General features: G+C 63.3%; 24 protein-coding genes. 9 read left to right on the forward strand and 15 right to left on the reverse strand.

What is annotated here, in order from left to right; translation table 11 throughout:
* The first annotated feature begins 126 nt into the window (after window positions 1-126).
* Window positions 127-1065 (forward strand): S66 peptidase family protein, encoded by a 939-nt coding sequence (locus FW789_RS21025; RefSeq protein WP_446431971.1) that lies wholly within the window; start codon window positions 127-129, stop codon window positions 1063-1065.
* A 138-nt stretch (window positions 1066-1203) separates the two neighbouring features.
* Here FW789_RS21025 and FW789_RS21030 read toward each other — a convergent pair whose 3' ends face one another.
* From FW789_RS21030 to leuS, 5 genes are all read right to left on the reverse strand, one after another.
* The gene (locus FW789_RS21030; RefSeq protein WP_186701551.1) at window positions 1204-2517 is read right to left on the reverse strand and encodes a lytic murein transglycosylase; all 1314 of its coding nucleotides are present in this window, start codon (window positions 2515-2517) and stop codon (window positions 1204-1206) included.
* Between the two features lie 61 nt (window positions 2518-2578).
* Entirely contained in the window at window positions 2579-2743 is a 165-nt protein-coding gene (gene arfA / locus FW789_RS21035) for an alternative ribosome rescue factor ArfA (RefSeq protein WP_103435107.1), read from the reverse strand.
* Between the two features lie 115 nt (window positions 2744-2858).
* The gene (gene holA, locus FW789_RS21040) at window positions 2859-3896 is read right to left on the reverse strand and encodes a DNA polymerase III subunit delta (protein ID WP_411562530.1); all 1038 of its coding nucleotides are present in this window, start codon (window positions 3894-3896) and stop codon (window positions 2859-2861) included.
* A gap of 39 nt (window positions 3897-3935) precedes the next feature.
* A complete protein-coding gene (locus tag FW789_RS21045; RefSeq protein ID WP_103435105.1) occupies window positions 3936-4541 on the reverse strand; it encodes an LPS-assembly lipoprotein LptE in 606 nt (201 codons plus the stop codon).
* Between the two features lie 61 nt (window positions 4542-4602).
* Window positions 4603-7209: a leucine--tRNA ligase gene (gene leuS, locus FW789_RS21050; RefSeq protein ID WP_186701552.1), complete on the reverse strand. Its 2607-nt coding sequence runs from the start codon at window positions 7207-7209 to the stop codon at window positions 4603-4605.
* Between the two features lie 239 nt (window positions 7210-7448).
* Between leuS and FW789_RS21055 the strand changes: the two genes are divergently transcribed.
* Both FW789_RS21055 and FW789_RS21060 read left to right on the forward strand, forming a co-directional pair.
* Entirely contained in the window at window positions 7449-7763 is a 315-nt protein-coding gene (locus FW789_RS21055) for a hypothetical protein (protein WP_103435103.1), read from the forward strand.
* Between the two features lie 133 nt (window positions 7764-7896).
* Complete coding sequence (locus FW789_RS21060) at window positions 7897-8658, forward strand: YdcF family protein (protein ID WP_446431972.1); 762 nt, start codon at window positions 7897-7899, stop codon at window positions 8656-8658.
* Between the two features lie 69 nt (window positions 8659-8727).
* Here the strand turns inward: FW789_RS21060 and lnt are convergent, their stop codons facing one another.
* From lnt to FW789_RS21080, 4 genes are read right to left on the reverse strand one after another with little or no spacing between them, the layout of a single operon-like run.
* Complete coding sequence (gene lnt, locus FW789_RS21065) at window positions 8728-10245, reverse strand: apolipoprotein N-acyltransferase (RefSeq protein ID WP_103435101.1); 1518 nt, start codon at window positions 10243-10245, stop codon at window positions 8728-8730.
* Between the two features lie 8 nt (window positions 10246-10253).
* Window positions 10254-11093 (reverse strand): HlyC/CorC family transporter, encoded by an 840-nt coding sequence (locus FW789_RS21070; RefSeq protein WP_101322250.1) that lies wholly within the window; start codon window positions 11091-11093, stop codon window positions 10254-10256.
* A gap of 5 nt (window positions 11094-11098) precedes the next feature.
* The gene (gene ybeY / locus FW789_RS21075) at window positions 11099-11587 is read right to left on the reverse strand and encodes an rRNA maturation RNase YbeY (RefSeq protein ID WP_103435100.1); all 489 of its coding nucleotides are present in this window, start codon (window positions 11585-11587) and stop codon (window positions 11099-11101) included.
* A complete protein-coding gene (locus tag FW789_RS21080) occupies window positions 11580-12572 on the reverse strand; it encodes a PhoH family protein (RefSeq protein WP_101322248.1) in 993 nt (330 codons plus the stop codon). Before FW789_RS21080 ends, ybeY begins: the two co-directional genes overlap by 8 nt.
* Before the next feature lie 208 nt (window positions 12573-12780).
* On the opposite strand from FW789_RS21080, the gene FW789_RS21085 reads away from it, so the two are divergent.
* Window positions 12781-13107 (forward strand): DUF1820 family protein, encoded by a 327-nt coding sequence (locus tag FW789_RS21085; protein ID WP_101322247.1) that lies wholly within the window; start codon window positions 12781-12783, stop codon window positions 13105-13107.
* Window positions 13108-13110: 3 nt separating this feature from the next.
* Here FW789_RS21085 and FW789_RS21090 read toward each other — a convergent pair whose 3' ends face one another.
* From FW789_RS21090 to FW789_RS21105, 4 genes are all read right to left on the reverse strand, one after another.
* Window positions 13111-13668 (reverse strand): tetratricopeptide repeat protein, encoded by a 558-nt coding sequence (locus tag FW789_RS21090; protein WP_103435099.1) that lies wholly within the window; start codon window positions 13666-13668, stop codon window positions 13111-13113.
* A 162-nt stretch (window positions 13669-13830) separates the two neighbouring features.
* Entirely contained in the window at window positions 13831-15114 is a 1284-nt protein-coding gene (hemL, locus tag FW789_RS21095) for a glutamate-1-semialdehyde 2,1-aminomutase (protein ID WP_446431973.1), read from the reverse strand.
* A 15-nt stretch (window positions 15115-15129) separates the two neighbouring features.
* Window positions 15130-15753 carry a thiamine phosphate synthase gene (gene thiE, locus FW789_RS21100; protein ID WP_103435098.1) on the reverse strand — a complete coding sequence of 208 codons (624 nt, stop codon included), beginning with the start codon at window positions 15751-15753 and terminating at the stop codon, window positions 15130-15132.
* A gap of 21 nt (window positions 15754-15774) precedes the next feature.
* Window positions 15775-16572, reverse strand: a complete 798-nt coding sequence (locus tag FW789_RS21105) for a hydroxymethylpyrimidine/phosphomethylpyrimidine kinase (RefSeq protein ID WP_188036722.1) — start codon at window positions 16570-16572, stop codon at window positions 15775-15777.
* Between the two features lie 264 nt (window positions 16573-16836).
* Between FW789_RS21105 and FW789_RS21110 the strand changes: the two genes are divergently transcribed.
* From FW789_RS21110 to FW789_RS21125, 4 genes are all read left to right on the forward strand, one after another.
* Window positions 16837-18816: a sensor histidine kinase gene (locus tag FW789_RS21110; protein ID WP_446431974.1), complete on the forward strand. Its 1980-nt coding sequence runs from the start codon at window positions 16837-16839 to the stop codon at window positions 18814-18816.
* Window positions 18817-18930: 114 nt separating this feature from the next.
* Entirely contained in the window at window positions 18931-20583 is a 1653-nt protein-coding gene (locus FW789_RS21115) for an acyl-CoA dehydrogenase family protein (RefSeq protein ID WP_103435095.1), read from the forward strand.
* A gap of 58 nt (window positions 20584-20641) precedes the next feature.
* The gene (amn, locus tag FW789_RS21120) at window positions 20642-22129 is read left to right on the forward strand and encodes an AMP nucleosidase (RefSeq protein WP_181003751.1); all 1488 of its coding nucleotides are present in this window, start codon (window positions 20642-20644) and stop codon (window positions 22127-22129) included.
* 6 nt (window positions 22130-22135) lie between these two features.
* On the forward strand, window positions 22136-22768 hold the full coding sequence (locus FW789_RS21125; RefSeq protein ID WP_446431975.1) for a pseudouridine synthase: 633 nt from the start codon (window positions 22136-22138) through the stop codon (window positions 22766-22768).
* Between the two features lie 18 nt (window positions 22769-22786).
* On the opposite strand, the gene FW789_RS21130 is transcribed toward FW789_RS21125, so the two are convergent.
* Window positions 22787-22990, reverse strand: coding sequence for a DUF2788 domain-containing protein (locus tag FW789_RS21130; RefSeq protein WP_101322238.1), 204 nt, complete (start codon window positions 22988-22990; stop codon window positions 22787-22789).
* A gap of 55 nt (window positions 22991-23045) precedes the next feature.
* Window positions 23046-23522 (reverse strand): Lrp/AsnC family transcriptional regulator, encoded by a 477-nt coding sequence (locus FW789_RS21135; protein ID WP_186701560.1) that lies wholly within the window; start codon window positions 23520-23522, stop codon window positions 23046-23048.
* A gap of 390 nt (window positions 23523-23912) precedes the next feature.
* Here FW789_RS21135 and FW789_RS21140 point away from each other — a divergent pair, with 390 nt between their 5' ends.
* Window positions 23913-24737 (forward strand): DUF6515 family protein, encoded by an 825-nt coding sequence (locus tag FW789_RS21140; protein ID WP_446431976.1) that lies wholly within the window; start codon window positions 23913-23915, stop codon window positions 24735-24737.
* Window positions 24738-24847: the final 110 nt, after the last annotated feature.

Consider the following 24847-nt stretch of genomic DNA (forward strand, 5'->3'; position numbering starts at 1 on the left):
TGCCGATGCGCGCCGTGAGGTGCCATCGGCATTTTTGTTGGGGTATCTGTACCCTGTGGGCAACGATCTCGGGCTGGCCCATTGTTGCTGCCCACTGATCTGCAAATGCTTTCAAGGAGTTGCTGGATGGACTGTGCTGAACACCTAGGTTCACTATTGCCGCGAAAGCTGGCAGCGAATGCCTGTTTTGCGGTGATTGCCCCGGCAGGGCCGGCGCGGCTGGATGCCGACCAGGCCCGGCAGTGGTTCAGCGAGCGTGGCTACCACTGCCGGCTATACCCCAGCGTGAGCAGCAGTCAGGGTTATCTGGCCGGTACCGACCAGCAAAGGCTGGACGACCTGCATGCTGCATTCGCCGACCCCCAGGTGGATGCCATCCTGTGCATGCGCGGAGGCTACGGCAGCATGCGTTTGCTCGACCAGATCGATTTCGAGCTGATTGCCCGCAACCCCAAACCATTGATTGGCTACAGCGACATCACCGCGCTGCACACCGCGATCAACCGCTACTGCGGGTTGGTCAGTTTTCACGGTGGCATGCTCAACGCCGACCTGCTGGGCGGCAAGCTTGAACCGACAGTCAGCTCGCTGCTGCGGCAATTGCGCGGTGAAGTGGGGCCGGGCGATGCACTCGTCCATCCCCATGCTTATCCCTTGACCACAGTGCTGCCAGGGGTTGCCAGCGGGCGCCTGCTGGGCGGCAATCTGTCGATGCTCGGGGCGACGCTGGGTACGCTTGGGGAGATCGATACTGACGGCGCCATTCTGTTTATCGAAGACGTCAACGAGCCGTTGTACCGGGTTGACCGGCTGCTCACGCAATTGCGCCTGGCAGGCAAGCTGCAGGGCGTGCGTGGGGTGTTGGTGGGGGACTTTGCCGGGATTACCGTAGCCGCCCTGACGCCGCTGTTGCAGGACATTTTTGCGCCGCTGGATGTGCCGGTACTGGCCGGCTGGCGTAGTGGCCATTGCGATCCGAACCTGTGCCTGCCGCTGGGCGCTCAGGTGCGGCTCGACAGCGAGAGGCAGACGCTGGTGCTGCAACAGGATTTGTTCAGGGCTTGAAATTGCCGGGGGCGCTTTGCGCCCCTATCGCGACACAAGGCCGCTCCTACAGTTGGCCGCGCACGTCAATTTTACGCGGTCAACTGTAGGAGCGGCCTTGTGTCGCGAAAGGGCTGCGAGCAGCCCCCGGCAATCTCACTACTGACGCAAACTCTCGAGCAGCTTGTGCGTCGGGTAGCCGTCAGCGGGCATGTTCTGCGCCTGCTGAGCTGTACGGATGGCCTTGCGGGTATTGGCACCGATGATACCGTCGGCATTGCCCGCGTCATAGCCGCGGGCATTGAGCAGGTTCTGCAGCTCGATGCGCTCGCTGCGGCTCAATGGCAAGTCATCCTTTGGCCAGCTACCGGCAATGAAGCCCCATCCGGAGAAACGATCGCCCAGCAGGCTCACCGCCAGCGCGTAGGACGACGAGTTGTTGTACTTAAGGATGGCGCGGAAGTTGTCCAGCACCAGGAACGCCGGGCCGCGGGCGCCGGCCGGCAGCAGCAGAGCCGCCGAGAGTTGATTGCTGCCCGCTGGCAGCTGGGTGCCATTGGGCAGCTTGACGCCCAGTTGCAGCCATTCACTGACGGTCTTGCGCTGGGCGCCATCGGCGATCCAGAAGTCGAAATCGGCCGGCACCTGGACTTCGAAGCCCCACGGTTGGCCACGCTTCCAGCCCGAGCTTTGCAGGTAATGCGCGGTCGATGCGAGGGCATCGGCTGTACTGTTCCAGATGTCGCGGCGGCCGTCGCCGTCGAAGTCGACGGCATGGGTGTTGTAGGTGGTCGGGATGAACTGGGTCTGGCCCATCGCCCCGGCCCACGAGCCACGCATGGCCTCAGGCAGAATGTCACCGTTCTGCAGGATCTGCAGCGCCGCGATCAACTGGTCCTGGGCAAACTGCGGCCGGCGGCCTTCATAGGCCAGGGTCGCCAGCGAGCGGATTACCGATTTGCTGCCCTGGAACTGGCCGAAGTTGCTCTCCATGCCCCACACCGACACCAGCACCTGGCGGTCCACGCCATAGCGTTGTTCCAGGCGCGTGAGCAGCTCGGCGTTCTGTTCCAGCAGCTTCTTGCCGTTGCGCACCCGCAGCGGCGACAGCGCGCCGTCGAGGTATTCCCACACCGGGCGGCTGAACTCGGGCTGGCTGCGATCGGCCTTGATCACGTCCATGTCCGGCGTGACACCGGCAAACACGCGGTCGAACAGCCCGGCATCAATGCCGGCCTGCAACGCTTGTTGACGGAAACCGGCCTGCCACTGGGCAAAGCTCTGCACTGGCTGAATTTCAGCATTGATGTCGGCGTTGCTGGTGGGCAGGGTAACCACCGGTGCGGGCTGGGCAGGGGCCAGTGGCACGGCGTCGGCGGCGGTAGGTTTTTCCGCACAGGCGACCAGCAGGATAAGGCTGGAGGCCGCGATCAGCTGGCGTGGTTGCCAGCGTGGGAACAGACTGAGGGACATGCACAGATCCAGGAATTACAGGTCAGGTAGCGACCATATCATGCCTGCGCGCTGGATGCTTTCATGCGGCCAAAAAGTAAGAAGCCTCCCAATCTCTCGATTGGAAGGCTTCGCGGCGGTAGCTGCCTTTGCCCTTGTCTGGTTGCTCCTGGCGGCTGCGAAACAGCGGCTGGGCAATGATCGACTTGGCTTTGTTGGGGCGGTGCTTTTGCGGCTTTTTGCTCATGGCGGGGTTCCCCGGCTTGGGTGGGTGTGCGGAGCGGACTTTAGGGCTTGGCGCCGGGTGGGGCCAATTGATTATGTATATAGCTGAGATTATTGCGGCCGCAAAGCGGCCCCAGCTATTCCGATGGGAGCACCAATCGCTGCCCAGCCATCAACAGCGCCAACCGCGACAACCCAGTCCAAGGCGAACCAGGCGCCTGGCCCTTGATCTGCGCATCAATCCGCTGGGCATCCTGCAGCAACTGCGCCCAGCGCTGCGCCGACAGCCGTTGCAGGGCCTTGCTGACCAGTGGCCGGCGCTTGTCCCATACCGGCGGACGCGCCTGGCTGAAGGCTTTGTCCAGCGGGATGCCCTGGCTGAACTGCAAGGCAATACCCGCCAGCAGGCGCAGCTCGCGGGCCAGCGCCCAGAGAATTACTGGTGGCTCGACGCCCTCACCGCGCAGGCCTTCAAGCATGCGCAGCGCATGGCCAGCATCACCCTTGAGAATCGCATCGACCAGGCCAAACACATCGAAGCGAGCACTGTCGGCCACCGCGCTCTGCACGGTTTCGACGGTGATCTGGTTGCCTTCGGCGAGCAGCTTGAGCTTTTCGATCTCTTGGGCGGCTGCGAGCAGGTTGCCCTCGACCCGCGCCGCAATCAGGTCGACCGCATCCCGCTGGGCCGACAGCCCGGCCTGGGCCAAGCGCTGATTGATCCACTGTGGCAACTGCTGCGCATCGATCGGCCAGATCTGGATGAACTGGCACTGACTACCCTCGACCAGCGCCTTGCCCCATTTGGTTTTCTGCGCACTGCCGTCGAGCTTGGGCAGGCTGATCAACAGCAACGTGTCTTCAGCGGGCCGCGAGCAGTACTCGATCAGCGCCGCCGCGCCCTTGTCACCAGGCTTGCCCGAGGGCAGGCGCAGCTCGAGCAGGCGTCGCTGGGCAAACAGCGACAGGCTGGCACCGGCTTGCAGCAGCGTACCCCAGTCGAAGTTGGCATCGGCACTAAACACCTGGCGCTCGTCAAAACCCTGCTGGCGGGCGGCGGCGCGAATCGCGTCGGCGGCCTCCTGGCACAGCAGCGGGTCATCGCCGCTGACGATATAGACAGGCGCAAGAGTACCTTGCAGATGCTTGTTGAGTTGGGCGGGGGCGAGCTTCATGAGCAGAGGTCGGGGCACCTGGCGGTGCCCCGCACGGGCTTAGGTGCCCGGGATTTCCAGTGGCGACTGCTGCGGGGTTTCATCACGATAGCGCTGCGCGGCTGCGGCGGCTTCGGCTTCAGCCTTGGCACGTTGATCCGCTTGCTGCTGCAGTTCGTCGAGTTGAGCTGGGGTCAGCATCTGCAAGCGTACGACCATGGCCTGGACCAGATCACGGCGCATCTCGTCGCGGGTCTGGGTGCCTTCCTGGTCGGAACCGGTGATGTTGTCGCCGTCACGCACGTAGATCTTGCGCACTTCGAGCTTGTCGCTGAGCAGCGGCACGTTGTTCAGGCCGTTGATGCTGTAGTTGAGCACGGTGGTGAGTTCGTACTCGGCCGAGCGACTGCCGCTGCTGTAGGTGACTGCGCGCTGGGTCTGCTGCTCGTTGTCGAGCGACAGGCGATACGGCGCACCGCTGCGCAGGCTGACGCCGCTGCGCTCAAGTACCTGGCGCAGTTGGGTAACGGTCTGGCCGTAGGCGTCACGCGCGCTGACATCAAGTTCCTTGATGGTCAGCTCGGTAGTGCCGGTGCCGCGCAGCTGGAAACCGCAGGCGCTGAGCATGACGGCCAGGCCCATTACCAGCAGATTGCGTTTGATCATGTTGAAGCTCCCTTGTGGGCCGATTCCGCTCGCCCGCAGTGCATGCGGGCGAGCGTTGCCATCAGTTGGCGACGATGTTGACCAGTTTGCCTGGAACCACGATGACCTTGCGAATGGTCAGGCCGTCGGTGAAGCGCACCACGTTTTCGTTGGTGCGCGCCGCAGCTTCGACTTCTTCGCGGCTGGCAGTGGCGGGCATTTCGACCTGACCACGCAGCTTGCCGTTGACCTGTACCACCAGCGTCACGCTGTCTTGCACCAGGGCGCTTTCATCCACGCTCGGCCAGGTAGCGTCGATCACCGCCTCGCTGTGGCCCAGGTGCTGCCACAGCGAATGGCTGATGTGCGGGGTGATCGGCGCCAGCAGCAGGGTGACTGCTTCCAGGCCTTCCTGCAGCAGGGCACGGTCCTGGGCGGTAGCGGTCGGGGCTTTTTCCAGCACGTTCATCACGGTCATCACCTGGGCGATGGCAGTGTTGAATTTATGGTGCAGGCCAACGTCGGTGCTGGCTTGCTTGATCGCCAGGTGAATCGCGCGGCGGATCGCCTTTTGCCCGTCATCCAGTGCCGCAGTGTCCAGCTTGCCCGGCAAGCCGAGGCTCACGTGGGCCTGGGCCAGGCGCCAGACGCGACGCAGGAAGCGGCTTGCGCCTTCAACGCCGGAATCGGACCATTCCAGGCTCATGTCCGGCGGCGAGGCGAACATCATGAACAGGCGGCAGGTGTCGGCGCCGTAGACGTCGATCATCGACTGTGGATCGACGCCGTTGTTCTTCGACTTGGACATCTTCTCGGTGCCGCCGATTTCCACCGGCAGGCCGTCGGTCTTGAGGCGAGCACTGATGACCTTGGCCTTGCTGTCGCGCTCCAGCTCGACATCAGCCGGGTTGAACCAGTCCTTGCCGCCATTGCTGGCTACGCGGTAATAGGTTTCGGCAACGACCATGCCCTGGGTCAGCAGGTTCTTGAACGGCTCGTTCGATGTGACCAGGCCTTCATCGCGCATCAGCTTGTGGAAGAAGCGCGCATACAGCAGGTGCAGGATGGCGTGCTCGATACCACCGATGTACTGATCGACCGGCAGCCAGTGGTTGGCCGCTTTCGGGTCGACCATGCCACCTTCGTAGTTCGGCGAGGCGTAACGGGCGAAGTACCAGGACGACTCGACAAAGGTGTCCATGGTGTCGGTTTCGCGCTTGGCCGCAGCGCCGCACTTGGGGCAGCTGCATTCATAGAACTCAGGCAGGCGTGCCAGTGGCGAACCGGCGCCATCGGGTACAACGTTCTCTGGCAGGGTGACTGGCAGTTGGTCTTCCGGCACCGGCACGTCGCCGCACGATGGGCAGTGGATGATCGGGATCGGGCAGCCCCAGTAGCGCTGGCGGCTGATGCCCCAGTCGCGCAGACGGAACTGCGTGCGCGATTTGCCCAGCTCCTTGCTGATCAGTGCGGCTTCGATGGCGTCGAACGCGCCAGCGAAGTCGAGGCCGTCAAAGGCGCCGGAGTTGATCAGAGTGCCGTGCTCGCCGTAGGCGGCTTCCCAGGTGCTGCCGACTTCGTCGCCAGCGCTGGTGCGCACCACGGCCTTGATCGGCAGCGAGTACTTCTGGGCGAACTCGAAGTCACGCTCGTCGTGGGCCGGCACCGCCATGACAGCACCGTCGCCGTAGTGCATCAGCACATAGTTGGCGACCCAGACCGGCAGTTTCTCACCGGTCAGCGGATGCTCGACGAACAGCGAAGTGGCCAAGCCTTTCTTTTCCTGGGTGGCCATGTCGGCCTCGGCAACGCTGCCGCCTTTGCATTCGTCGATGAACGCCTGCAGCGCCGGGTTGCCCTGGGCAGCCTGGGTCGCCAGCGGGTGCTCGGCAGCGACGGCGACGTAGGTCGCGCCCATCAGCGTGTCGGGGCGGGTGGTGAAGACTTTAAGTGCGCCGGCATGACCAATGCTTGCCTGGTCATAGGGGAACTGCACTTCCATCCCGCGCGACTTGCCGATCCAGTTGCGCTGCATGGTCTTGACCTGCTCAGGCCAGCCCGGCAACTCGTCGAGGCTTTCCAGCAGCTCGTCTGCGTATGCGGTGATGCGGAAGTAGTACATCGGGATTTCGCGCTTTTCGATCAGCGCGCCCGAACGCCAGCCGCGGCCGTCGATAACCTGTTCGTTGGCCAGTACCGTCTGATCGACAGGGTCCCAGTTGACCGTACCGTTCTTGCGGTAGATGACGCCTTTTTCGAACAGACGGGTGAACAGCCACTGTTCCCAGCGGTAGTAGTCCGGTTTGCAGGTGGTGACTTCACGCGACCAGTCGATGGCCAGGCCCAGGCTCTTGAGCTGGGTCTTCATGTAGTCGATGTTCTCAAAGGTCCACTTGGCCGGGGCGACGTTGTTCTTCATCGCGGCGTTTTCCGCCGGCATGCCGAAGGCGTCCCAGCCCATCGGCTGCAGCACGTTCTTGCCGAGCATGCGCTGGTAGCGCGCGATCACGTCACCAATGGTGTAGTTGCGCACGTGGCCCATGTGTAGCTTGCCGCTCGGGTACGGGAACATCGATAGGCAATAGAAGGTGTCTTTGCCTGGCTGTTCGGTAACAGCGAACGATTGTTGCTCGTCCCAGGATTTCTGGGCGGCGGCTTCTATGTCACGGGGCGTGTATTGTTCGTGCATGGCTACTTTTGGCTGAGAGAGAGAAGACCTTGTTCCCGGCAGCGGAACCTCGCTGCATCCGGCACTCCGGTGTCGGTGAGAGTGAACGCCGTAGCATACATGAGCGCTGTGTATCGTGGGAAACCCAATTGGCCCGCAGCGGCGCCGGGGGCCGTTGGTCGCAGCGCTCTGCTGCTTTGCACAACGCCGCTAAGCTCAGGTGTGGGGGGAGATATCGTTATCTTCAATGAGGTGAACGGATGGGAGAGTCGCAGTTACCCGCAAGCAAACCGGAGCTGTATGAGCGCTTGATCGACCGCCTTGGGCTGGCGTTGGAAGCTGCCCGCACGGCGGTGCGATTGCGTGACGAGATGCCAGCGGAACTTGAGTTGCGTGGCCTGAGCCCCGCAGAGTTCGAAGTGATCAAGGCCTATCTGGAGACCTTTCCAGAGAGCCGCATTGCCAGCGCCGCTGCCGTCAAACCAGCGGAGCCGAGCTCAGCCAAGATCATCTGGCTCAAGGACAGGAAGCGCTCCGTCGCCCCGGTCAGATCCAGGACGCTGCCGCATCGGTAACCGTGCTGGCCTGCTGGCGCGCAAGACGCCGCGCGCCGGTTCAATCATCTACATAGCATGATCGGCGCCGGGCGCTACTTGTCGCTCGGTGTCGATCCTCTTAGTCTGCACGCCTTCACAGGAGGTGCAGGCAATGCCTATTCGATTCTTTATCAAGCAGTGGCTGATGCCGCCTGGCTTGCTGTTCATCTTGCTGCTGGCCGCGTGGTGGTTGCGCAAGCGCCGGCCGCGGCTGGCGTTTGCCTGCTTTACGTTGGGGCTGGGCGGCCTATGGCTGATGAGTCTGCCGCTGGTGGTGGAGCAGGTCGCGCGCCAGCTGGAAACCGAAATGCCGCTGAGCCTGGCGCAGTGGTCGGGGCTGGCCCAGCGGGCAGATGCGATCGTGGTGCTCGGCGCCGGCCGCGAGCGCGGCGACCCTGCCTGGGGTGGTCAGGATCAGCCTACCGGGCACGCACTTGAACGCATGCGCTACGCCGCGCAATTGGCCAAGGCCTCTGGCTTGCCGGTGTTGACCAGCGGTGGCTTGCACTACGGTACCCCGCCCAGCGAGGCGCAATTGATGGCCGATCGGCTGCGCGACGACTTTGGCGTTACGGTGAAGTGGCAGGAGCAGGCCAGCCGTACTACCTGGGAAAACGCCCAGATGAGCGCGCAACTGTTACAGCCGTTGGGCATTCGTCGGGTGGTGGTAGTGACCCAGGCCTGGCATATGCGGCGTTCGCGCTGGAGCTTCGAGCAGGCAGGCTTCGAGGTAGTGCCGGCGCCGGTGGGCTTCCTTGGCCAGGATCATGCGAGGCCGTTTGCCGGGCTGTTGCCTGAAAGCAGGGCGATGTGGCAGAGCGGGCAATTGCTCAATGAGGTGGCGGGTATGATCGGTTATCGGCTGTTCTACTGAGGCAATGCGCCTTGCGCTCATTACACCGCTCCTACAGTGGACCGCGCAGGCAGGTGTTGCGCGGTTTGCTCACACGGTTTTGGCTATGCGCCTGGCCGCCAACGCCCAGCCCATCAGCAACAGACAAACAATCGCCAGCGGCCACGAGCGCCATTGCAGGTACGGCGTCAGTTGCTGCATCGGCACCACTTCGCCATACAGAACCGCCTGCTGGAACTGCGGAATCTGCGCAGTAATACGGCCAAACGGGTCGATCAGCGCGGTAACGCCATTGTTCGTCGCACGGATCATCCAGCGCCCTGCTTCAAGCGCACGCATCTGCGCCATCTGCAGGTGCTGCAGCGGGCCGATCGAGGTGCCGAACCAGGTATCGTTGCTGATGGTCAGGAGCAGATCGCTGCGCGCCGCCAGGCTGGCGGCAAACTCGGGGTAGACCACTTCGTAGCAAATGTACGGAGCGATCTGATAACCCTTGGCCTGCAGCAGCGCCTGGTCGGCCGGGCCGCGGGCGAAGTCCGACATCGGCAGGTTGAAGAACTCGATCGCCCCGCGCAGCATGTCCTGCAGCGGCACGTACTCGCCAAACGGCACCAGCTTCTGCTTGAGGTAGGTGCCATCGCCTTCACCGGTCACGGTGATGCCGTTGAAGTAGCGTCGTTGCTGATGCACCACTTCACGCACCGGTACCCCGGTAATCAATGCCGAGTTGCGTTCGGCGGCAAAGCGCCCCATCACGTCGATGTAGCCCTGGGCCTGATCCTTGAGGACCGGCACGGCCGTCTCGGGCCAGACCAGCAGATCCACTCGCTTGGAGGTAAAGCTCATGTCGCGGTACAGCGCCAGTTGCGCGTCGATGTGCGCTGGGTCCCACTTCAGATCCTGCTCGACATTGCCTTGCACGGCGGCGACGCTCAGCGGCTCGCCGGCAGGGCGCGTCCAGGCGTGGTCCTTGAGGGCGATGCCGAGCACCCATGGCGCCACCAGCAACAGTGCGCCAACTGCCATGAATGCCGGGCGTGCGCGCAGCCGGTGCAGGTTGCACAGCAATGCAGCGCTGAGGGCCAGGGCAAACGAGATCAGCCACACCCCGCCGAGCGGCGCGAGGCCGGCCAGCGGGCCATGCAGCTGGCTGTAACCGGAGTACAGCCACGGGAAGCCGGTCAGGAACCAGCCGCGGAAGGCCTCTTGCAGCAGCCACAGCGCGGCAAAGCACAAGGCGTCGGCTAGCGGCGCTTCGTTGCGGCGCAGCCAGCGCGCCCAGAGCCAGGCGGGTAGGGCAAAGAACCAGGCAATGGCGGCAAAGAATGCCACCAGCAGCAGTACCGCCAACAACGGCGAGGCGCCGCCGTAGGTGGTCATGCTGATGTAGATCCAGCTGGTACCGGCGCCGTACAGGCCGAAGCCGAAGCACCAGCCGCGACCCATGGCCTGGCGTGGGCTCAGCTCGCGCAGGCCAGCGTAGAACAGGCCGACGGCAAGCAGGGCCAGCGGCCACAGGTCGAACGGCGACAGGGCCAGCAGGGTAGACGCGCCGGCCGCCATGGCCAGCAGGTTACCGGGCCAGCCGGGGCGGGTGATCCAACGCATGGTGTTCCTTAACGGCTAATCGGGGTCAGGCGCAGCAAGTGCACGCGGCGGCTGTCGGCGTTGAGCACGCGGAAGCGATACGCGCCGATTTCGGTGGTTTCGTTGCGCTTGGGCAGGTGACCGAAAGCACTCATCACCAGGCCGCCGACGGTGTCGAACTCGTCATCGGAGAACTCGCTGTCGAAGAACTCGTTGAAGTTCTCGATCGGCGTCAGCGCCTTGACCAGGAAGTCGCCGCTTGGCAGCGGCTTGATGTAGCTGTCTTCTTCGACATCGTGTTCGTCTTCGATGTCGCCGACGATCTGCTCAAGCACGTCTTCGATGGTGACCAGGCCGGCAACACCACCGTATTCGTCGATCACCACGGCCATGTGGTTGTGGTTGGCGCGAAACTCGCGCAGCAGCACATTCAGGCGCTTGGACTCCGGCACGAAGGTGGCCGGGCGCAGCAGATCCTTGATATTGAAGCTGTCGCCGTTCTCCTGAAGGATCAGCGGCAGCAGATCCTTGGCCAGGAGGATCCCGAGCACATCGTCATGGCTTTCGCCGACCACCGGATAACGCGAGTGCGCGGCATCGATCACCGACGGCAGAAACTCGCGCGGGGTCTGGCTGGCCTTGATGCTGATCATCTGCGAGCGCGGCACCATGATGTCGCGTACCTGCAGGTCGGCGACCTGAATTGCACCTTCGACGATGGTCAGCGCTTCGCTGTCGAGCAGCTTGTTCTGATGGGCTTCGCGCAGCAGCTCGAGGAGCTCCTGGCGGTTTTTCGGCTCATGGGCAAAAGCCTGGGTCAGTTTGCCCAGCCAGGACTTTTGCCCGTTGCTCGATCGGTCTTCGCTCATGGCGGTTACTCGTGTTCCTTGCTGATATCGGTAGTAGGGAGGTGGTCGTCGGCATACGGGTCAGGGTGACCCAGTTCTGCCAGCAATGTTCGTTCCAGTGCTTCCATCTCTTCGGCTTCGTCATCATCGATATGATCGTAGCCAAGCAGATGCAGGCAACCATGGATAACCAGGTGTGCCCAATGTGCTTCAAGTGCCTTGCCCTGTTCGGCCGCTTCGCGCTCGACCACGGCCACGCAGATCACCAGATCGCCCAGCAGGGGAATGTCGAGCAGCTCGTCGGGGACGTCGGCAGGAAATGACAACACATTGGTTGCGTAATCTTTATGACGGTAGGTGTGATTGAGCTCACGGCCTTCGGTTTCATCGACCAGGCGAATGGTCATTTCCGAATCGGCAGTGCGCTGGCGCAAGGCCAGCTCACACCAGCGGCGGAAGTCGGCGTCATCAGGGCTGGCCGCATCGGTAGCCCGTTGCAGGTCGAGTTCAAGCATCGCGTGCGGGGGCCTCGGCCTGGCGGCTCTCGAAACGGTCGTAGGCCTCGACGATGCGCTGCACCAATGGGTGACGCACGACGTCCTTGGACTGGAAGTGGGTAAAGCTGATGCCCTGCACGTCCTTGAGCACATCGATGACATGGGTCAGGCCCGACTTGGTGCCGCGTGGCAGGTCGACCTGGGTGATGTCACCGGTGATGACCGCAGTCGAGCCGAAGCCGATCCGGGTGAGGAACATCTTCATCTGCTCGAGCGTAGTGTTCTGGCTCTCGTCGAGGATGATGAAGCTGTTGTTCAAGGTGCGACCGCGCATGTACGCCAGCGGTGCGATCTCGATGACCTGGCGCTCGATCAGCTTGGCCACGTGCTCGAAACCGAGCATCTCGTAGAGAGCGTCGTACAGCGGTCGCAGGTACGGGTCGATTTTCTGCGACAGGTCGCCGGGCAGGAAACCGAGCTTTTCGCCCGCTTCGACCGCCGGACGCACCAGCAGGATGCGCCGCACCTGTTCGCGCTCCAGCGCATCGACTGCGCAGGCTACGGCAAGGTAGGTCTTGCCGGTACCGGCCGGGCCAACACCGAAGTTGATGTCGTTGGCGAGGATCTCTTTGACGTAGCGTTGCTGGTTGGCACCGCGCGGGGTGATCTTGCCCTTGCGCGTGCGCAGCGAAACGCTGACCTCGTTGACCGCCGGGTTGGCGATGTGTTCGACCGCCGACTCTTGCAGGTACAGGTGGACCGTTTCCGGCGACAGCTCGGTGGCCTTGGTCTCACGATAGAGGCGGCGCAGCAGCTGTTCGGCAGCGGAGGTGGTCTTGGGTTCGCCGACCAGTTCGAACTGGTTGCCGCGGTTGCGGATCTGGATGGACAGACGCTGCTCGATGAGCCGCAGGTGCTCGTCGAACTGGCCACACAGGTTGGCGAAACGATGGGCCTCGAAGGGTTCGAGGATGAAACGATGGGGTTCTATGGGTGCGTTCAAGGTCGTTTTAGGCCGCTCGCCGGCTATAGAGGTGAACTCAAGAATAACCCTTGTCTGACAGTGGCGAAAGCACTGAAACGATCAAGGGTCGGTGCTGGCGCTTTTGCCGACCAATTGACCCGCCTTCGGTGCCTTGTGAGGCCTCGCAATGGGCCGGGCTCTGCTATGATGCGGGCCATTTTCAGACCAGTGTGCCTATACGCCGATCATGAGCAAAAGCGAACCCGCGATCTACAAAGTGATCTTCCTCAATCAGGGGCAGGTCTTCGAAATGTATGCCAAGCAGATCTTCCAGAGCGACCTCTGGGGTTTTCTCGAAATCGAAGAGTTCGTCTTCGGCGAGCGCACCCAGGTGGTGGTCGATCCGAGCGAAGAAAAGCTCAAGGCGCAGTTTGAGGGAGTGATCCGCAGCTTCGTGCCGATGCACTCGATCGTGCGCATCGATGAAGTCGAGCGGTTGGGTACGGCGAAGATCAGCGAAGCCAAGATCACCGGCAACGTGATGCCGTTCCCGATGCCAATACCTACCAAATAATCCTTACGGCAGCGGGGCGAAAGGGCTGCGGCCTTCGGCGTTCTGCAGTTCGAGCAGGTATTTGCGGAAGATCTGGCCGAGCACCTGGGTGGCGTGCTCAAGTTCGTCGCGGGGCATCTGCTCGGTGACCTCGTCAGCCAGGTCGAGGGCATCCTCGGCACCGTTGACCGCGGCCATCTTCAGCAGAATGTACGCCTGGACGTTGTTGGCCTTGACCCCTTCACCATGGAAGAACATCGAGCCAAGCCGATACTGGGCCTGAGCATGGCCTTGCAACGAGGCTTGCTGGAACCAGTTGAGGGCTTTGTTGAGGTCGCGTGCGGCTTGCTCGCCGTTACCGCTGTAGTAGAACTCGCCCAGCTCGTACTGCGCCTGGGCATCCCCAGACTCGGCAGTGTGCTCGCACGTCTTGAGGGCGTTCTGCAGGTCCTCTGGCTGAACGTTGAGAGTGCAGCGGCCCGTCGCTGGAATCAGCAACGAGTTGCCGCCCTCTGCCAAGGCCAGCAGGGGCTGAAGGAGCAACAGGCAGCCCAGGGTCAGGGCGCGGCCGGTGCGGTTCATGGGGATCGACTTACCTCTGCAAGCTGTCCGATGTCTCTGGTGGCACATTATGGGATAAGCAGCGCCAACCTTACAAAGTTTTACTCGATTTTCTGTTGAAGGTGGGGCTGCGGGGGCCTATTCGCGCCGGACCGCCGCGAATAGGCCCTCAGCCGCGCTGATTTACTTCAGTTTGGCAAACGCCCGCTCGGCCGCATCCAAAGTGATTTTCAGCTCGGTATCGCCATGCACGATCGAGGTGAAACCAGCCTCATACGCGCTTGGCGCCAGGTACACACCGCCTTCCAACATCAGGTGGAAGAAGCGCTTGAAGCGCTCGGTGTCGCTGGCCATGACGTCGTCGAAGGTGACGATATCGTCCGCGCCGGTGAAATACAGGCCAAACATACCACCCGCTTGAGTGGTGACAAACGGCACGCCCGCAGCATCGGCGCGCTGTTGCAGGCCGTCGAGCAGGTTGCTGGTGAAGCGGCTCAGCTCATCGTGGAAGCCCGGACGGCTGATCAGCTTGAGGGTAGTCAGGCCGGCGGCCATGGCCAGTGGGTTACCCGACAGGGTACCGGCCTGGTACACCGGGCCGAGCGGGGCGATGCATTCCATGATCGCGCGCTTGCCGCCGAAGCAGCCGACCGGCATGCCGCCACCGACGATCTTGCCGAAGGTAGACAGGTCCGGGGTGATGCCGTAATGACCCTGGGCGCCGCCCAGCGATACCCGGAAGCCAGTCATCACTTCGTCGAAGATCAACACCACGCCATGCTTGTCGCACTGCTCGCGCAGGCCTTCAAGAAAGCCCGGCGCCGGCGGTACGCAGTTCATGTTGCCGGCAACCGGCTCGACGATGATACAGGCGACGCTCTGGCCGACTTCGGCGAGGGTCTTTTCGACTTCGGCGAGGTCGTTGAACGGCAGGGTCAGGGTGTGCTTGGCAAAGTCTGCCGGGACCCCGGCCGAACTCGGCACGCCCTGGGTCAGCAGGCCGGAGCCGGCTTTGACCAGCAGGCTGTCGGAGTGGCCGTGGTAGCAGCCTTCGAACTTGATGATAGCGTCGCGGCCGGTGTAGCCACGGGCCAGGCGAATGGCGCTCATGGTCGCTTCGGTGCCGGAGCTGACCATACGCACCATATCCATCGACGGCACCAGCGAGCAGACCAGGTCGGCCATCTCGGTTTCCATCGCGGTCGGCGCGCCGTACGACAAGCCATGCTCGAGTTGCTTGCGCACCGAGTCGAGCACGTCCGGGTGGCTGTGGCCGAGAATCATCGGCCCCCACGAGCCGACATAGTCGACGTAGCGCTTGTCGTCTTCATCGATGACGTAGGCGCCCTGGGCGTGCTTGAAGAACAGCGGCGTGCCACCGACGCTCTTGAAGGCACGCACCGGCGAGTTGACGCCACCGGGGATGTGCTTCTGGGCCTGGGCAAAAAGGAGTTCGGAACGGGACATGGTTTTCTCTCGAATTCAGGAAGCGAACAGCGCGTTGAACGCGCGGGCCCGGCGGGTGACTTCGTGGGCGTCGTCAGCCGCAAACAGGCCATGAATGACGGCCAGCAGGTTGGCGCCGTGGTCGATCAATGCCGGGGCGTTGTCGAGGGTGACGCCGCCGATCACGGCGATCGGCAGTTTCACCGTGGCGCGGGCCTGGGCCAGCAACTCCAGGCTGGCAGCCGGCGCGCCGGGTTTGGTCACGGAGTTGAAAAAGCGCCCGAAAGCGACATAGTTGGCGCCTTCACGGGCGGCCTGCTCGGCCAGCTCGAGTTGAGCGTGACAGGTCGAGCCGATGATTGCATTGCGCCCGAGCAAGGCTCTGGCAGGTGTCAGCGGGCCGTCGGTCTGGCCCAGGTGCACGCCGACGCCCAGGCGCGCGGCCAGCTCGGCGTCGTCGTTGATGATCAGTTGGGTGCCGTAACGCTCGCAGAGCACCTTCAAGGCTTCGGCTTCGCGCAGGCGCTTGGCCGCATCGTCGCTCTTGTCGCGGTATTGCAGCAGGCGCACACCGCCGGCCAGCGCCGCTTCTACATGGGATTCAAAGCGGCCAGCGAGCAGCTGGCTGTCGGTGATCGCGTACAGACCGCGTAGCTTCATGTCAGGCCTCGTGTGCGTAGCTCAGGAACAGAAATCCAGCGGCAGGCGGCGCGGCACGAATTGGCCACGGCCCAGTTGTTCGGCGTCGCGCAGAGTCCGCCAGGTGTAGTCTAGAGCGCTGCGTACGGCGCTTTGCAGTTCTTCGCCAAGGGCCAGGCGACCGGCCAGGGCGCTGGCCAAGGTGCAACCGGAACCGTGATAGCTGCCCGGCAAGCGCTGGCAGAGCCAGGTCTGGCTGCTGCCATCGCGGCTGTACAGGCGGTTATGAATGGCGTCTTCGTCACCGTGGCCGCCGGTAATCAACAGGTTTTTGCAGAACGGCAGCAGCTTGGCTGCGCACTCGTCGGCAGTGCCTTCCGGCAGCTCGGCGAGAATGCGTGCCTCGGGCAGGTTGGGCGTGGCGATGGTCGCCAGCGGCAACAGCCGTTCGCGCACGGCATAGCCGACTTCATCCTTGCCCAGCCGACCACCGCCGCCAGCGCGCAGTACCGGGTCACAGACCAGCGGCAGGTGCGGGTGCGCGGCCAGCAGCTCGGCTACGGTGTCGACCATTTCGATCGAGCCGAGCATGCCCAGCTTCACCGCCGCCACCTGCGAGTCGTTGAGCACGGCGTTGGCCTGGGCCAGCACCCACTCGCGGTCGAGCACGCGGAAGTCGGAGACGTTGACGGTATCCTGCACGGTCAGAGCGGTCACGGCGGGCGCGGCGTGACAGCCTTGGGCGATCAGGGCTTCGATATCTGCCTGCAGGCCGGCGCCGCCACTGGGGTCGTGGCCGGAGAGACAGAGGACAACGGGGCGGGAGCTGTAGATATTCATGGTCGGCGAGCTTACCACCAAACCTATTTCGGCGAAGCGCTCCGCGTGTCGATAGTGCAGGGCGTTGCTCGGGATGGGACGGTTATTTCGCCTGTAACTTGCGTGCTAGAGCCGTTCGGTCAAAATCATGCGGACTTGATGGCCATCACTGATGGCTATGCTAGAGTGCACAAATAATTCGATAACGGGCTCTACCGGATTACGTCGCCTCAAAGGGAAAGGGGGGCAACGCGACGCAACCGAAAGGGCCATGCTGGGGCTGTAATGCGCTATTTGCTGATCATCTTGCTGGGCTGCTTGCCCGTGCTCGCCGCAGCTGTGGATTTTGACGACGAGACCCGGCGTCTGCCGCTAGGCAAAATCATGCAGGTGTATGAAGACCGCACGGCCAGTGCGACCATTGCCGAGGTCAGCTCGGCGGAATTTGCCGAGCGTTTTGTCACCCATAAAGAAGACGTGCTCAACGCCGGTTATTCCAACTCGGTGTTCTGGCTGCGCCTTGATCTGCGCTACGTCGCGCCGGCCAGCCAGGCCGCCCGGCAATGGCTGCTGGAACTCGCCTACCCGCCGCTCGATCACCTCGAGCTGTACCTGGCCGACGCCCGCGGCCATTTCAAGCTGGCGCAGCGCACCGGTGATGCCCTGCCGTATGCCAGCCGGCAGATCCAGCAGAACAACTACCTGTTCGAACTACCGCTGCAGCCCGGCCAGCCGACCACGGTGTATCTGCGCCTGCAGAGCGAAGGCTCGGTTCAGGCGCCGCTGACGCTATGGTCGGTGAATGCCTACATGGAAGATCAGCCTACCCGCCTGTATGTGCTGGGAATGATCTACGGCGTGTTGCTGGTGATGCTGGTGTACAACCTGTTCATCTACATCAGTGTGCGCGACGTCAGCTACCTCTATTACATCTTCTATATAGCCTCGTTCGGCTTGTACCAGGTGTCGGTCAACGGCGCCGGAGTGGCGTATTTCTGGCCGGACAGCCCATGGTGGGCAAACGCCGCGACCCCGCTGTTCATCGGTGCCGCCGGCTTGTTCGGCTGTCAGTTTGCCCGCCACTTCCTGCAGATGGGCTTGCTCAGCCGCGGCTTCGACCGGCTGCTGCAAGTGCTGATGCTCGGCGGCGCGCTGGTCATGGTGCTGGCGGTGACCCTGCGCTACGGCGTGGCTCTGCGCATGGCTACGGTGCTGGCGCTGCTGTTCACTGTGAGTATCTTCAGTGCCGGGCTGTATGCCTGGTGGCGCGGGCTGCGGGTGGCGCGCTGGTTCATCATCGCCTGGTCGGCGTTTTTGCTCGGCGGGCTGGTGAATACCTTGATGGTGCTGGGCTACCTGCCCAACGTGTTTATCACCATGTACGCCAGCCAGCTCGGCTCCGCGCTGGAAGTCGCCTTGCTGTCGCTGGCTCTCGCCGATCGCATCAACAGCTTGCGCGAGCAGCAGGCGCAGACCCTGCGCGACACCGGCCAGACCCTGGAGCAGCTCAACCAGCAACTGGCCCGCAGCAACCGTTTGAAGGACGAGTTCCTGTCGACCGTGACCCATGAGTTGCGCACGCCGATGAACGGCGTGATCGGCTCGCTGCAACTGATGCAGACCCTGCCGATGGACAGCGAACTCAGCCAGTACCAACACACTGCCACACGCTCCGCCCAGGACATGATGGTGATGGTCGACGACATCCTCATCCTGACCGAACTGCAGGCGGGCCGGCTGCGTGCGCATCCGTTGTCGTTCAACCTGCGCCGCGAGTTGCAGGAACTGCGCGCCAGCTTTGCCGGGCTGGCCTTGAGCAAAGGCCTGTACCTGAGTTTGGATATCCCGGCCGACCTGCCCGACGAGCTGGTCGGCGATGCGCCAAAACTGATGCGCTGCCTGCGTTGCCTGGTCGACAACGGCTTGAAGTTCACCGAGCAGGGTGGGGTGATGATCAAGGTCCGTGGCCGCCGGGTTGGCCCGCACAGCCTGGCGCTGTCGTTTATCGTCAGTGACAGCGGCATTGGTTTTGATGACCTTGATCAGGCCACGCTTTATCAGCGCTTCTTCCAGGTCGATGGCTCAATGACCCGGCGCTATGGCGGGCTGGGCATCGGCCTGTCGATCTGCCGGCAGTTGGGCGAGTTGCTTGAAGCGAGCCTGTCGCATGAATCGACCCGCGGGCTTGGCAGCCGTTTTGAGCTGACCCTGAACCTGAGCGCGGCCCAGGTACAGGCGCCGCCGGGCCGCGTTGCCAGGTTCTGAGTGCACGGCGCTGTCGTAAAGCGCCGCCGCGATAGGCCGATTCGTCACTTTGACTGACCGCGCAACGGTGCTTCACTGGCAGTCCAAGGCCAGCACGGCTCCAGGAGCGCGCCCATGAACCTGCACCAGTACGCCGAGACTCATCAGGTCAGCAACCAGCCGCCTTCATTGGATGGCGCCAACCTGTACCGGCTCGATCTGCCCTTGCAGCAATGGTCGCAGCGCTTTGGCGCCGGCTGGGCGCAGGCGCAGCTGGACAGCTATGGCGCGCTGGCCGGTGGGCCGCTGATGGCGGCGGGGTTTCTGGCCAACGCGCACAAGCCCGAGTTCCACAGCCACGACCGCTATGGCCATCGCATCGACCTGGTCGAATTCCATCCGGCCTATCACCAGTTGATGCGCACTGCTGTCGAGCATGGCTTGCCATCCTTGCCCTGGGCCGCGCCGCAGCCTGGTGCGCATGTTGCCCGCGCGGGGCTGACCTATCTGCACTCGCAAGCTGAAGCTGGCACCGGCTGCCCACTGACCATGACCTTTGCCGCGGTCCCTGCGCTGCGCGTGCAGCCGGAGCTTGCCGAGTACTGGCTGCCCAAGCTGCTGGCCCGCGACTACGACCCGCGCAATGTCGGCGAGCGGCACAAGGCCGGTGTCACCCTCGGCATGGCCATGACCGAAAAACAGGGCGGCACCGACGTGCGCGCCAACACCACGCGGGCCTATCCGGTCGGCGCCGGTGGCCCCGGCCAGGCGTACGAGCTGGTTGGGCACAAGTGGTTCTGCTCGGCGCCGATGTGCGATGCGTTTCTGACCCTGGCGCAGACCGACAAAGGCTTGAGCTGCTTTTTGCTGCCGCGCCATCGCCCCGATGACAGCCGCAACCAGTTCTATATCCAGCGCCTGAAAAACAAACTGGGCAACTGCTCCAATGCCTCCAGCGAAATCGAATTGCGCGGCGCCCTGGCGTGGATGATCGGCGAAGAGGGCCGCGGCGTGCCGACCATCATCGAAATGGTGGCGATGACCCGCTTCGACTGCATGGTCGGCTCCAGCGCGCTGATGCGCCAGGCGCTGACCCAGGCCGCACACCACTGCGCCCATCGCCAGGTCAGTGGGCGCCTACTGGCCGAGCAACCCTTGATGCAGAACGTGCTCGCTGACCTCGCCCTGGAAAGCGAGGCCGCGCTGGCGCTGAGCCTGCGCATGGGCCAGGCATTGGATCAGCTCGAAGATCCGCAGCAGGCGCATTTCGCCCGGCTGATGACTGCGGTGGGCAAGTATTGGATCTGCAAGCGCGCCCCGGCGATGATCAACGAAGCAGCGGAGTGCATGGGCGGCGCGGGCTACGTCGAAGACAGCATCCTGCCGCGGCTGTACCGCGAGGCGCCGGTCAACTCGACCTGGGAAGGCTCGGGTAATGTGCAGTGTCTGGATGTGCTGCGTGCACTGAGCAAGGAGATCGGTATTCAGGACGCGTTGTTCGCCGAGTTGGGTGATGGCCACGGCGACGCTCGGCTGGCGGCGCATATTGCCAGGCTCAAGACCGCCTTGGCCGACACCAGTGACATCCAGTACCGCGCCCGCCAGCTGAGTGAAGATATCGCCCTGGCGGTGCAGGCCAAATTGCTCCTCGAAGCGGGCAATGCGCAGGTCAGCGATGGCTTCATCGCCAGCCGCCTGGACGGCTCGGGCAGGGTCTACGGCGCCTTGCCGCGCGGTGTCGACGTGCAGGCGCTGGTCGCGCGGGCGACGCCGCCGTGGCCGTGCTGAGGCTAATGCATCCGCAGGGGTGTATTTGCTACCGAAGCAAGGCAAGATGGCTGCACGCATGACAGAAAACAGGAAGCCCAGCGTGAGCCAAGCGTTTGTAGTCGTTGATACCCCCGAACAGGCCGTCGACCGTCTGGCGGCCCTGCATGAACAGGCCACCGGTGCCCTGAGTCAGGCCCTCAAGCGTTACCTCAAGGACCGCACCGAACCGGACGCCGAAGAGCGCGCCCTGTACCGCTACCCAGCCTTGCGCCTGACCTACTACAGCAACGGCGAAGTCGCGGCCACCACCCGTGCCTATGGCAAGGTCCAGGTCGCTGGCACCTACAGCGTCACCGTGACCCAGCCTGAAGCCTTCCGCGGTTACCTGCTCGACCAGTTGCGGCCCCTGATGCACGACTACACGGTGACCGTGGAAGTCGGCGTCAGCGAGCAGAACATCCCCTACCCGTACGTGGTCGAGCAGGGCGATGAACTGGCCGGCACCGGCATCACCGCCGCCGCTCTGGCGCGGGTGTTCCCAAGCACCGACCTGTCGGCTGCCACCGACGATATCGCCGACGGCCTGTGGGACTGGAGCAATGCCGACAATCTGCCGCTGGCGCTGTTCGACGCCGCCCGCGTGGACTTCTCGCTGCGCCGCCTGGTGCACTACACCGGCAGCGACTGGCGCCATGTGCAGCCATGGATCCTGCTGACCAACTACCACCGCTACGTTGACCAGTTCATCGCCCATGGCCTTGAGCAGTTGCGTGACGACCCGCGCTTTGTGCGCATGGTCTTGCCCGGCAACGTGGTCATTGAAAAAGGCCTGAACGAAGGTGAGACCCAGGCGCTGGTGGCCAGCGTGGTCTGGCACCGCTTCCAGATGCCGGCCTATCACCTGATCGCCGCCGATGGCGACGGTGTGACCCTGGTCAACATCGGCGTCGGCCCGTCCAACGCCAAGAACATCACCGACCACCTGGCCGTGCTGCGCCCGCATTGCTGGCTGATGATCGGCCACTGTGGCGGCCTGCGTCAGTCGCAGACCATCGGCGATTACGTGCTGGCCCATGCCTACATGCGCCGCGACGGCATTCTCGATCGAGTGGTGCCGCCGAACATTCCTATCCCGGCCCTGGCCGAGGTGCAGATGGCGTTGCAGGAAGCAGCGGCGCAAGTCACCGGTGAGCGCGGCGACGAGCTGAAAAAACGCCTGCGCACCGGCACCGTGCTGACCTACGACGACCGCAACTGGGAGCTGCGCTGGGCCCAGGAACGGCCGCTGATCAACCTCTCGCGGGCGGTTGCGGTCGACATGGAAAGCGGCACCATCGCCGCCCAGGGTTATCGCCTGCGGGTGCCTTACGGGACCTTGCTGTGTGTGTCGGACAAACCTCTGCACAGCGAGATCAAGCTGCCAGGTTCGGCCAATGCGTTCTACAACCGCGCGGTCAGCCAGCACTTGAAAATCGGCATCGCCGCGCTGGATCTGCTGCGTACCGAGCTCAATTCGTTGCACTCGCGTAAACTGCGAAGCTTCGATGAGCCGCCGTTCCGCTGAGGATCCATGCCCCTGCCACCCCGTTCCAAGCCGCGCCGCACCCCAGCGCCGCGGCCCGCCGGCCTCCGCCGGCCGGCCAAGGCGCCACCGGCCGAGCCGCGTCTGGTGCTGTTCAACAAGCCGTTCGACGTGCTGACCCAGTTCAGTGACGGCGACGGCCGCGCGACCCTCAAGGATTTCATCGATATCCCTGGGATCTATCCCGCCGGGCGTCTGGATCGCGACAGCGAGGGCTTGCTGTTGCTGACCAACGACGGTCGCCTGCAAGCGCGGATTGCCGACCCCAAGCACAAGCTGGCCAAGACCTACTGGGTCCAGGTTGAAGGCGAGCCGAGCGAGGAGCAATTGCAGCGCTTGTGCCAGGGCGTCGAGCTTAACGACGGCATGACCTTGCCGGCCGAGGCGCGGCTGTTGGCCGAGCCGCAGTTGTGGCCGCGCGAGCCGCCGGTGCGCTTTCGCAAGAGCGTGCCGACGGCCTGGCTGGAGCTGGTGATTCGTGAAGGGCGCAACCGTCAGGTGCGCCGCATGACCGCTGCGGTCGGCTTGCCGACTTTGCGTCTGGTACGGGTGAAGATCGGCGACTGGACCCTGGACGGGTTGGATCAGGGCTGCTGGCGCGACGCACAGCCCAAGCTGTAGATGAGCAGGGCGTGTGCGTCAGACGCCCTCGATCATTCCCACCACCACGCTCTTGATGATGAACGCGAGCACGCCCAGGCCGAGCACGAAGAACAGGATCAGCGTGCCGAAGCGGCCTGCCTTGGATTTTTTTGCCAGGTCCCAGACGATGAATCCCATGAAACCGATGAGAATGGTCACCAGGATGATCATCATCCATTCTTCGAATTTTTCAGGATCCATCTGTGCGCTCCAGGCAGGCTCAAGCGGCTGAGTATACGCCCGGGCCCCTCAGCTGTTAACGCAGGTGGGTCAATGGCAGCTCGGTGCTGGCCAGTACCTGATTGAGCACGAAGCTGGAACGCACGCTGGTAACGCCTTCGATGCGGGTCAGGCTGCCCAGTAGCAGTTTCTGGTAATGGTCCATGTCCGGCACCACCACTTTAAGTTGATAGTCAGCGTCCATACCGGTCACCAGGCTGCATTCGAGCACCTGCGGCAGGCCGCGAACGGCGGCTTCAAACGTCTCGAAGCGCTCCGGGGTGTGCCGGTCCATGCCGATCAGAACATACGCGGTCAGGCTCAGGCCGAGCTTCTTGCGGTCCAGCAGTGCAACCTGGCGCGAGATGTAGCCGTCGTCTTCCAGTTGCTTGACCCGACGCGAGCACGGCGAGGGCGACAGGCCGATGCGTTCGGCCAGTTCCTGGTTGGAGATGCGCGCATCGCGCTGCAATTCGGCAAGGATGCTCAGGTCGTAGCGGTCGAGCTTGCTCATGAAAGGGGCCTTTTCTGTTCGGATTGCGGCGAATTATCAATCCAGGGTTAAAAATTGCGCAAGTGCTATTTATCTGAGCAATCTTCGCAATCCTGTGCCGGGCTCTGGCCGGTATCTTTATCAACAGAATCACTGCCCGGACATCAGTCCACGGCGACCGGCCCAGGAGGCCGCTCGCGGCCCGCGATCAACACGATCAGCCGGCCCCCGGGCTACGCACTGTCTACCAGACGGGGTGAGGTGAGCCGGCGCCACAAGTGCCGAGCACGGACGACAATTGCAAAGGGAGGCCACTTGGCCTCCCTTTTTTATGGCTGGATTTTCATCTGCCCACGCATGCTGCGCGGTAAACTGGCGGCAGTTGCGGTTTTACTTGTCGAGAGGAATACCATGAGGTCGCGCGGCTGGCAGTTGGCAGGGGTAAGTGTGCTGGCAATGGTTATCAGCGCCGCGGTGCTGGCGCAGGCGCCGGGCGATGGCCGTGGGCCGCAAGAGCCGAATGGCGGCGGTAGTTCCGGCTCGTCATTGACCTCCCGCGATGAAGTGCGCCAGACCCAGCCACCCCGGCAAGGTTATTACCAAGACATACCGCGCCGCGGCCCCGACAACCGCCATTGGCAGGCGGGCGGCCCCGGCCAGCGTCCCGGTGACAACTGGTCAGGGCGCCCCGATGGCCACGGCAACGGTTGGGGACCCGGCCCGCAATACCATCCTGGGCAGGCAATCGACCGCTTCCCTGAGCAGCACTGGAAAGTGCCCTATCGCGGCCGCGATTATTTCTACTCCGGTGGCTACTGGTATCAGCCGCAGGGACCGCGCTACGTGGTGGTGCGCCCGCCTTATGGCGTGCGCGTCGGCTACCTGCCGCCGTATGCGCGAGAAGTCTGGCGCGGCGGCGTGCTGTTCTTTCTGGTTGCTGACACCTACTACCAATACCTGGCCGACAGCCGTGAGTACGTGGTGGTGAATCCACCGGTCAGCCAGCCTGTGCCACCGTTTCAGGCCAGCAGTGGTTATGACGTGGTCGCTTACCCAAGCTACGGGCAAAACCAACAGCAGCAGGATCAGGACCGCTATCAGTGCCATCGCTGGGCTGTCGAGCAGTCCGGCTTCGATCCGGCCCAGGCCAGCTATGCGCCGGCGGCAAATGTCGCCGACCTGTATCGGCGCTCGCTGGGGGCATGTTTGAGTGGGCGTGGGTACAGCATCAACTGATAGCGCTCGTTTCTGATTTTTTTGTCTGGTTCGAGTATGTCGGGGGCTGCTTTGCAGCCCTTTCCGACCGGTCCGGCGTCCCGGCAAGGCCGCTCCAGTTGAGCTCACCC

The sequence above is a fragment of the Pseudomonas sp. 1121_17 genome (genome assembly GCF_052850745.1).

Excerpts from the sequence above, each read along its gene's own strand:
- FW789_RS21025 (WP_446431971.1), top strand. The coding sequence starts at position 127 with ATGGACTGTGCTGAACACCTAGGTTCACTATTGCCGCGAAAGCTGGCA.
- FW789_RS21030 (WP_186701551.1), bottom strand. The coding sequence starts at position 2,517 with ATGTCCCTCAGTCTGTTCCCACGCTGGCAACCACGCCAGCTGATCGCG.
- arfA (WP_103435107.1), bottom strand. The coding sequence starts at position 2,743 with ATGAGCAAAAAGCCGCAAAAGCACCGCCCCAACAAAGCCAAGTCGATC.
- holA (WP_411562530.1), bottom strand. The coding sequence starts at position 3,896 with ATGAAGCTCGCCCCCGCCCAACTCAACAAGCATCTGCAAGGTACTCTT.
- FW789_RS21045 (WP_103435105.1), bottom strand. The coding sequence starts at position 4,541 with ATGATCAAACGCAATCTGCTGGTAATGGGCCTGGCCGTCATGCTCAGC.
- leuS (WP_186701552.1), bottom strand. The coding sequence starts at position 7,209 with ATGCACGAACAATACACGCCCCGTGACATAGAAGCCGCCGCCCAGAAA.
- FW789_RS21055 (WP_103435103.1), top strand. The coding sequence starts at position 7,449 with ATGGGAGAGTCGCAGTTACCCGCAAGCAAACCGGAGCTGTATGAGCGC.
- FW789_RS21060 (WP_446431972.1), top strand. The coding sequence starts at position 7,897 with ATGCCTATTCGATTCTTTATCAAGCAGTGGCTGATGCCGCCTGGCTTG.
- lnt (WP_103435101.1), bottom strand. The coding sequence starts at position 10,245 with ATGCGTTGGATCACCCGCCCCGGCTGGCCCGGTAACCTGCTGGCCATG.
- FW789_RS21070 (WP_101322250.1), bottom strand. The coding sequence starts at position 11,093 with ATGAGCGAAGACCGATCGAGCAACGGGCAAAAGTCCTGGCTGGGCAAA.
- ybeY (WP_103435100.1), bottom strand. The coding sequence starts at position 11,587 with ATGCTTGAACTCGACCTGCAACGGGCTACCGATGCGGCCAGCCCTGAT.
- FW789_RS21085 (WP_101322247.1), top strand. The coding sequence starts at position 12,781 with ATGAGCAAAAGCGAACCCGCGATCTACAAAGTGATCTTCCTCAATCAG.
- FW789_RS21090 (WP_103435099.1), bottom strand. The coding sequence starts at position 13,668 with ATGAACCGCACCGGCCGCGCCCTGACCCTGGGCTGCCTGTTGCTCCTT.
- hemL (WP_446431973.1), bottom strand. The coding sequence starts at position 15,114 with ATGTCCCGTTCCGAACTCCTTTTTGCCCAGGCCCAGAAGCACATCCCC.
- thiE (WP_103435098.1), bottom strand. The coding sequence starts at position 15,753 with ATGAAGCTACGCGGTCTGTACGCGATCACCGACAGCCAGCTGCTCGCT.
- FW789_RS21105 (WP_188036722.1), bottom strand. The coding sequence starts at position 16,572 with ATGAATATCTACAGCTCCCGCCCCGTTGTCCTCTGTCTCTCCGGCCAC.
- FW789_RS21110 (WP_446431974.1), top strand. The coding sequence starts at position 16,837 with ATGCGCTATTTGCTGATCATCTTGCTGGGCTGCTTGCCCGTGCTCGCC.
- FW789_RS21115 (WP_103435095.1), top strand. The coding sequence starts at position 18,931 with ATGAACCTGCACCAGTACGCCGAGACTCATCAGGTCAGCAACCAGCCG.
- amn (WP_181003751.1), top strand. The coding sequence starts at position 20,642 with ATGACAGAAAACAGGAAGCCCAGCGTGAGCCAAGCGTTTGTAGTCGTT.
- FW789_RS21125 (WP_446431975.1), top strand. The coding sequence starts at position 22,136 with ATGCCCCTGCCACCCCGTTCCAAGCCGCGCCGCACCCCAGCGCCGCGG.
- FW789_RS21130 (WP_101322238.1), bottom strand. The coding sequence starts at position 22,990 with ATGGATCCTGAAAAATTCGAAGAATGGATGATGATCATCCTGGTGACC.
- FW789_RS21135 (WP_186701560.1), bottom strand. The coding sequence starts at position 23,522 with ATGAGCAAGCTCGACCGCTACGACCTGAGCATCCTTGCCGAATTGCAG.
- FW789_RS21140 (WP_446431976.1), top strand. The coding sequence starts at position 23,913 with ATGAGGTCGCGCGGCTGGCAGTTGGCAGGGGTAAGTGTGCTGGCAATG.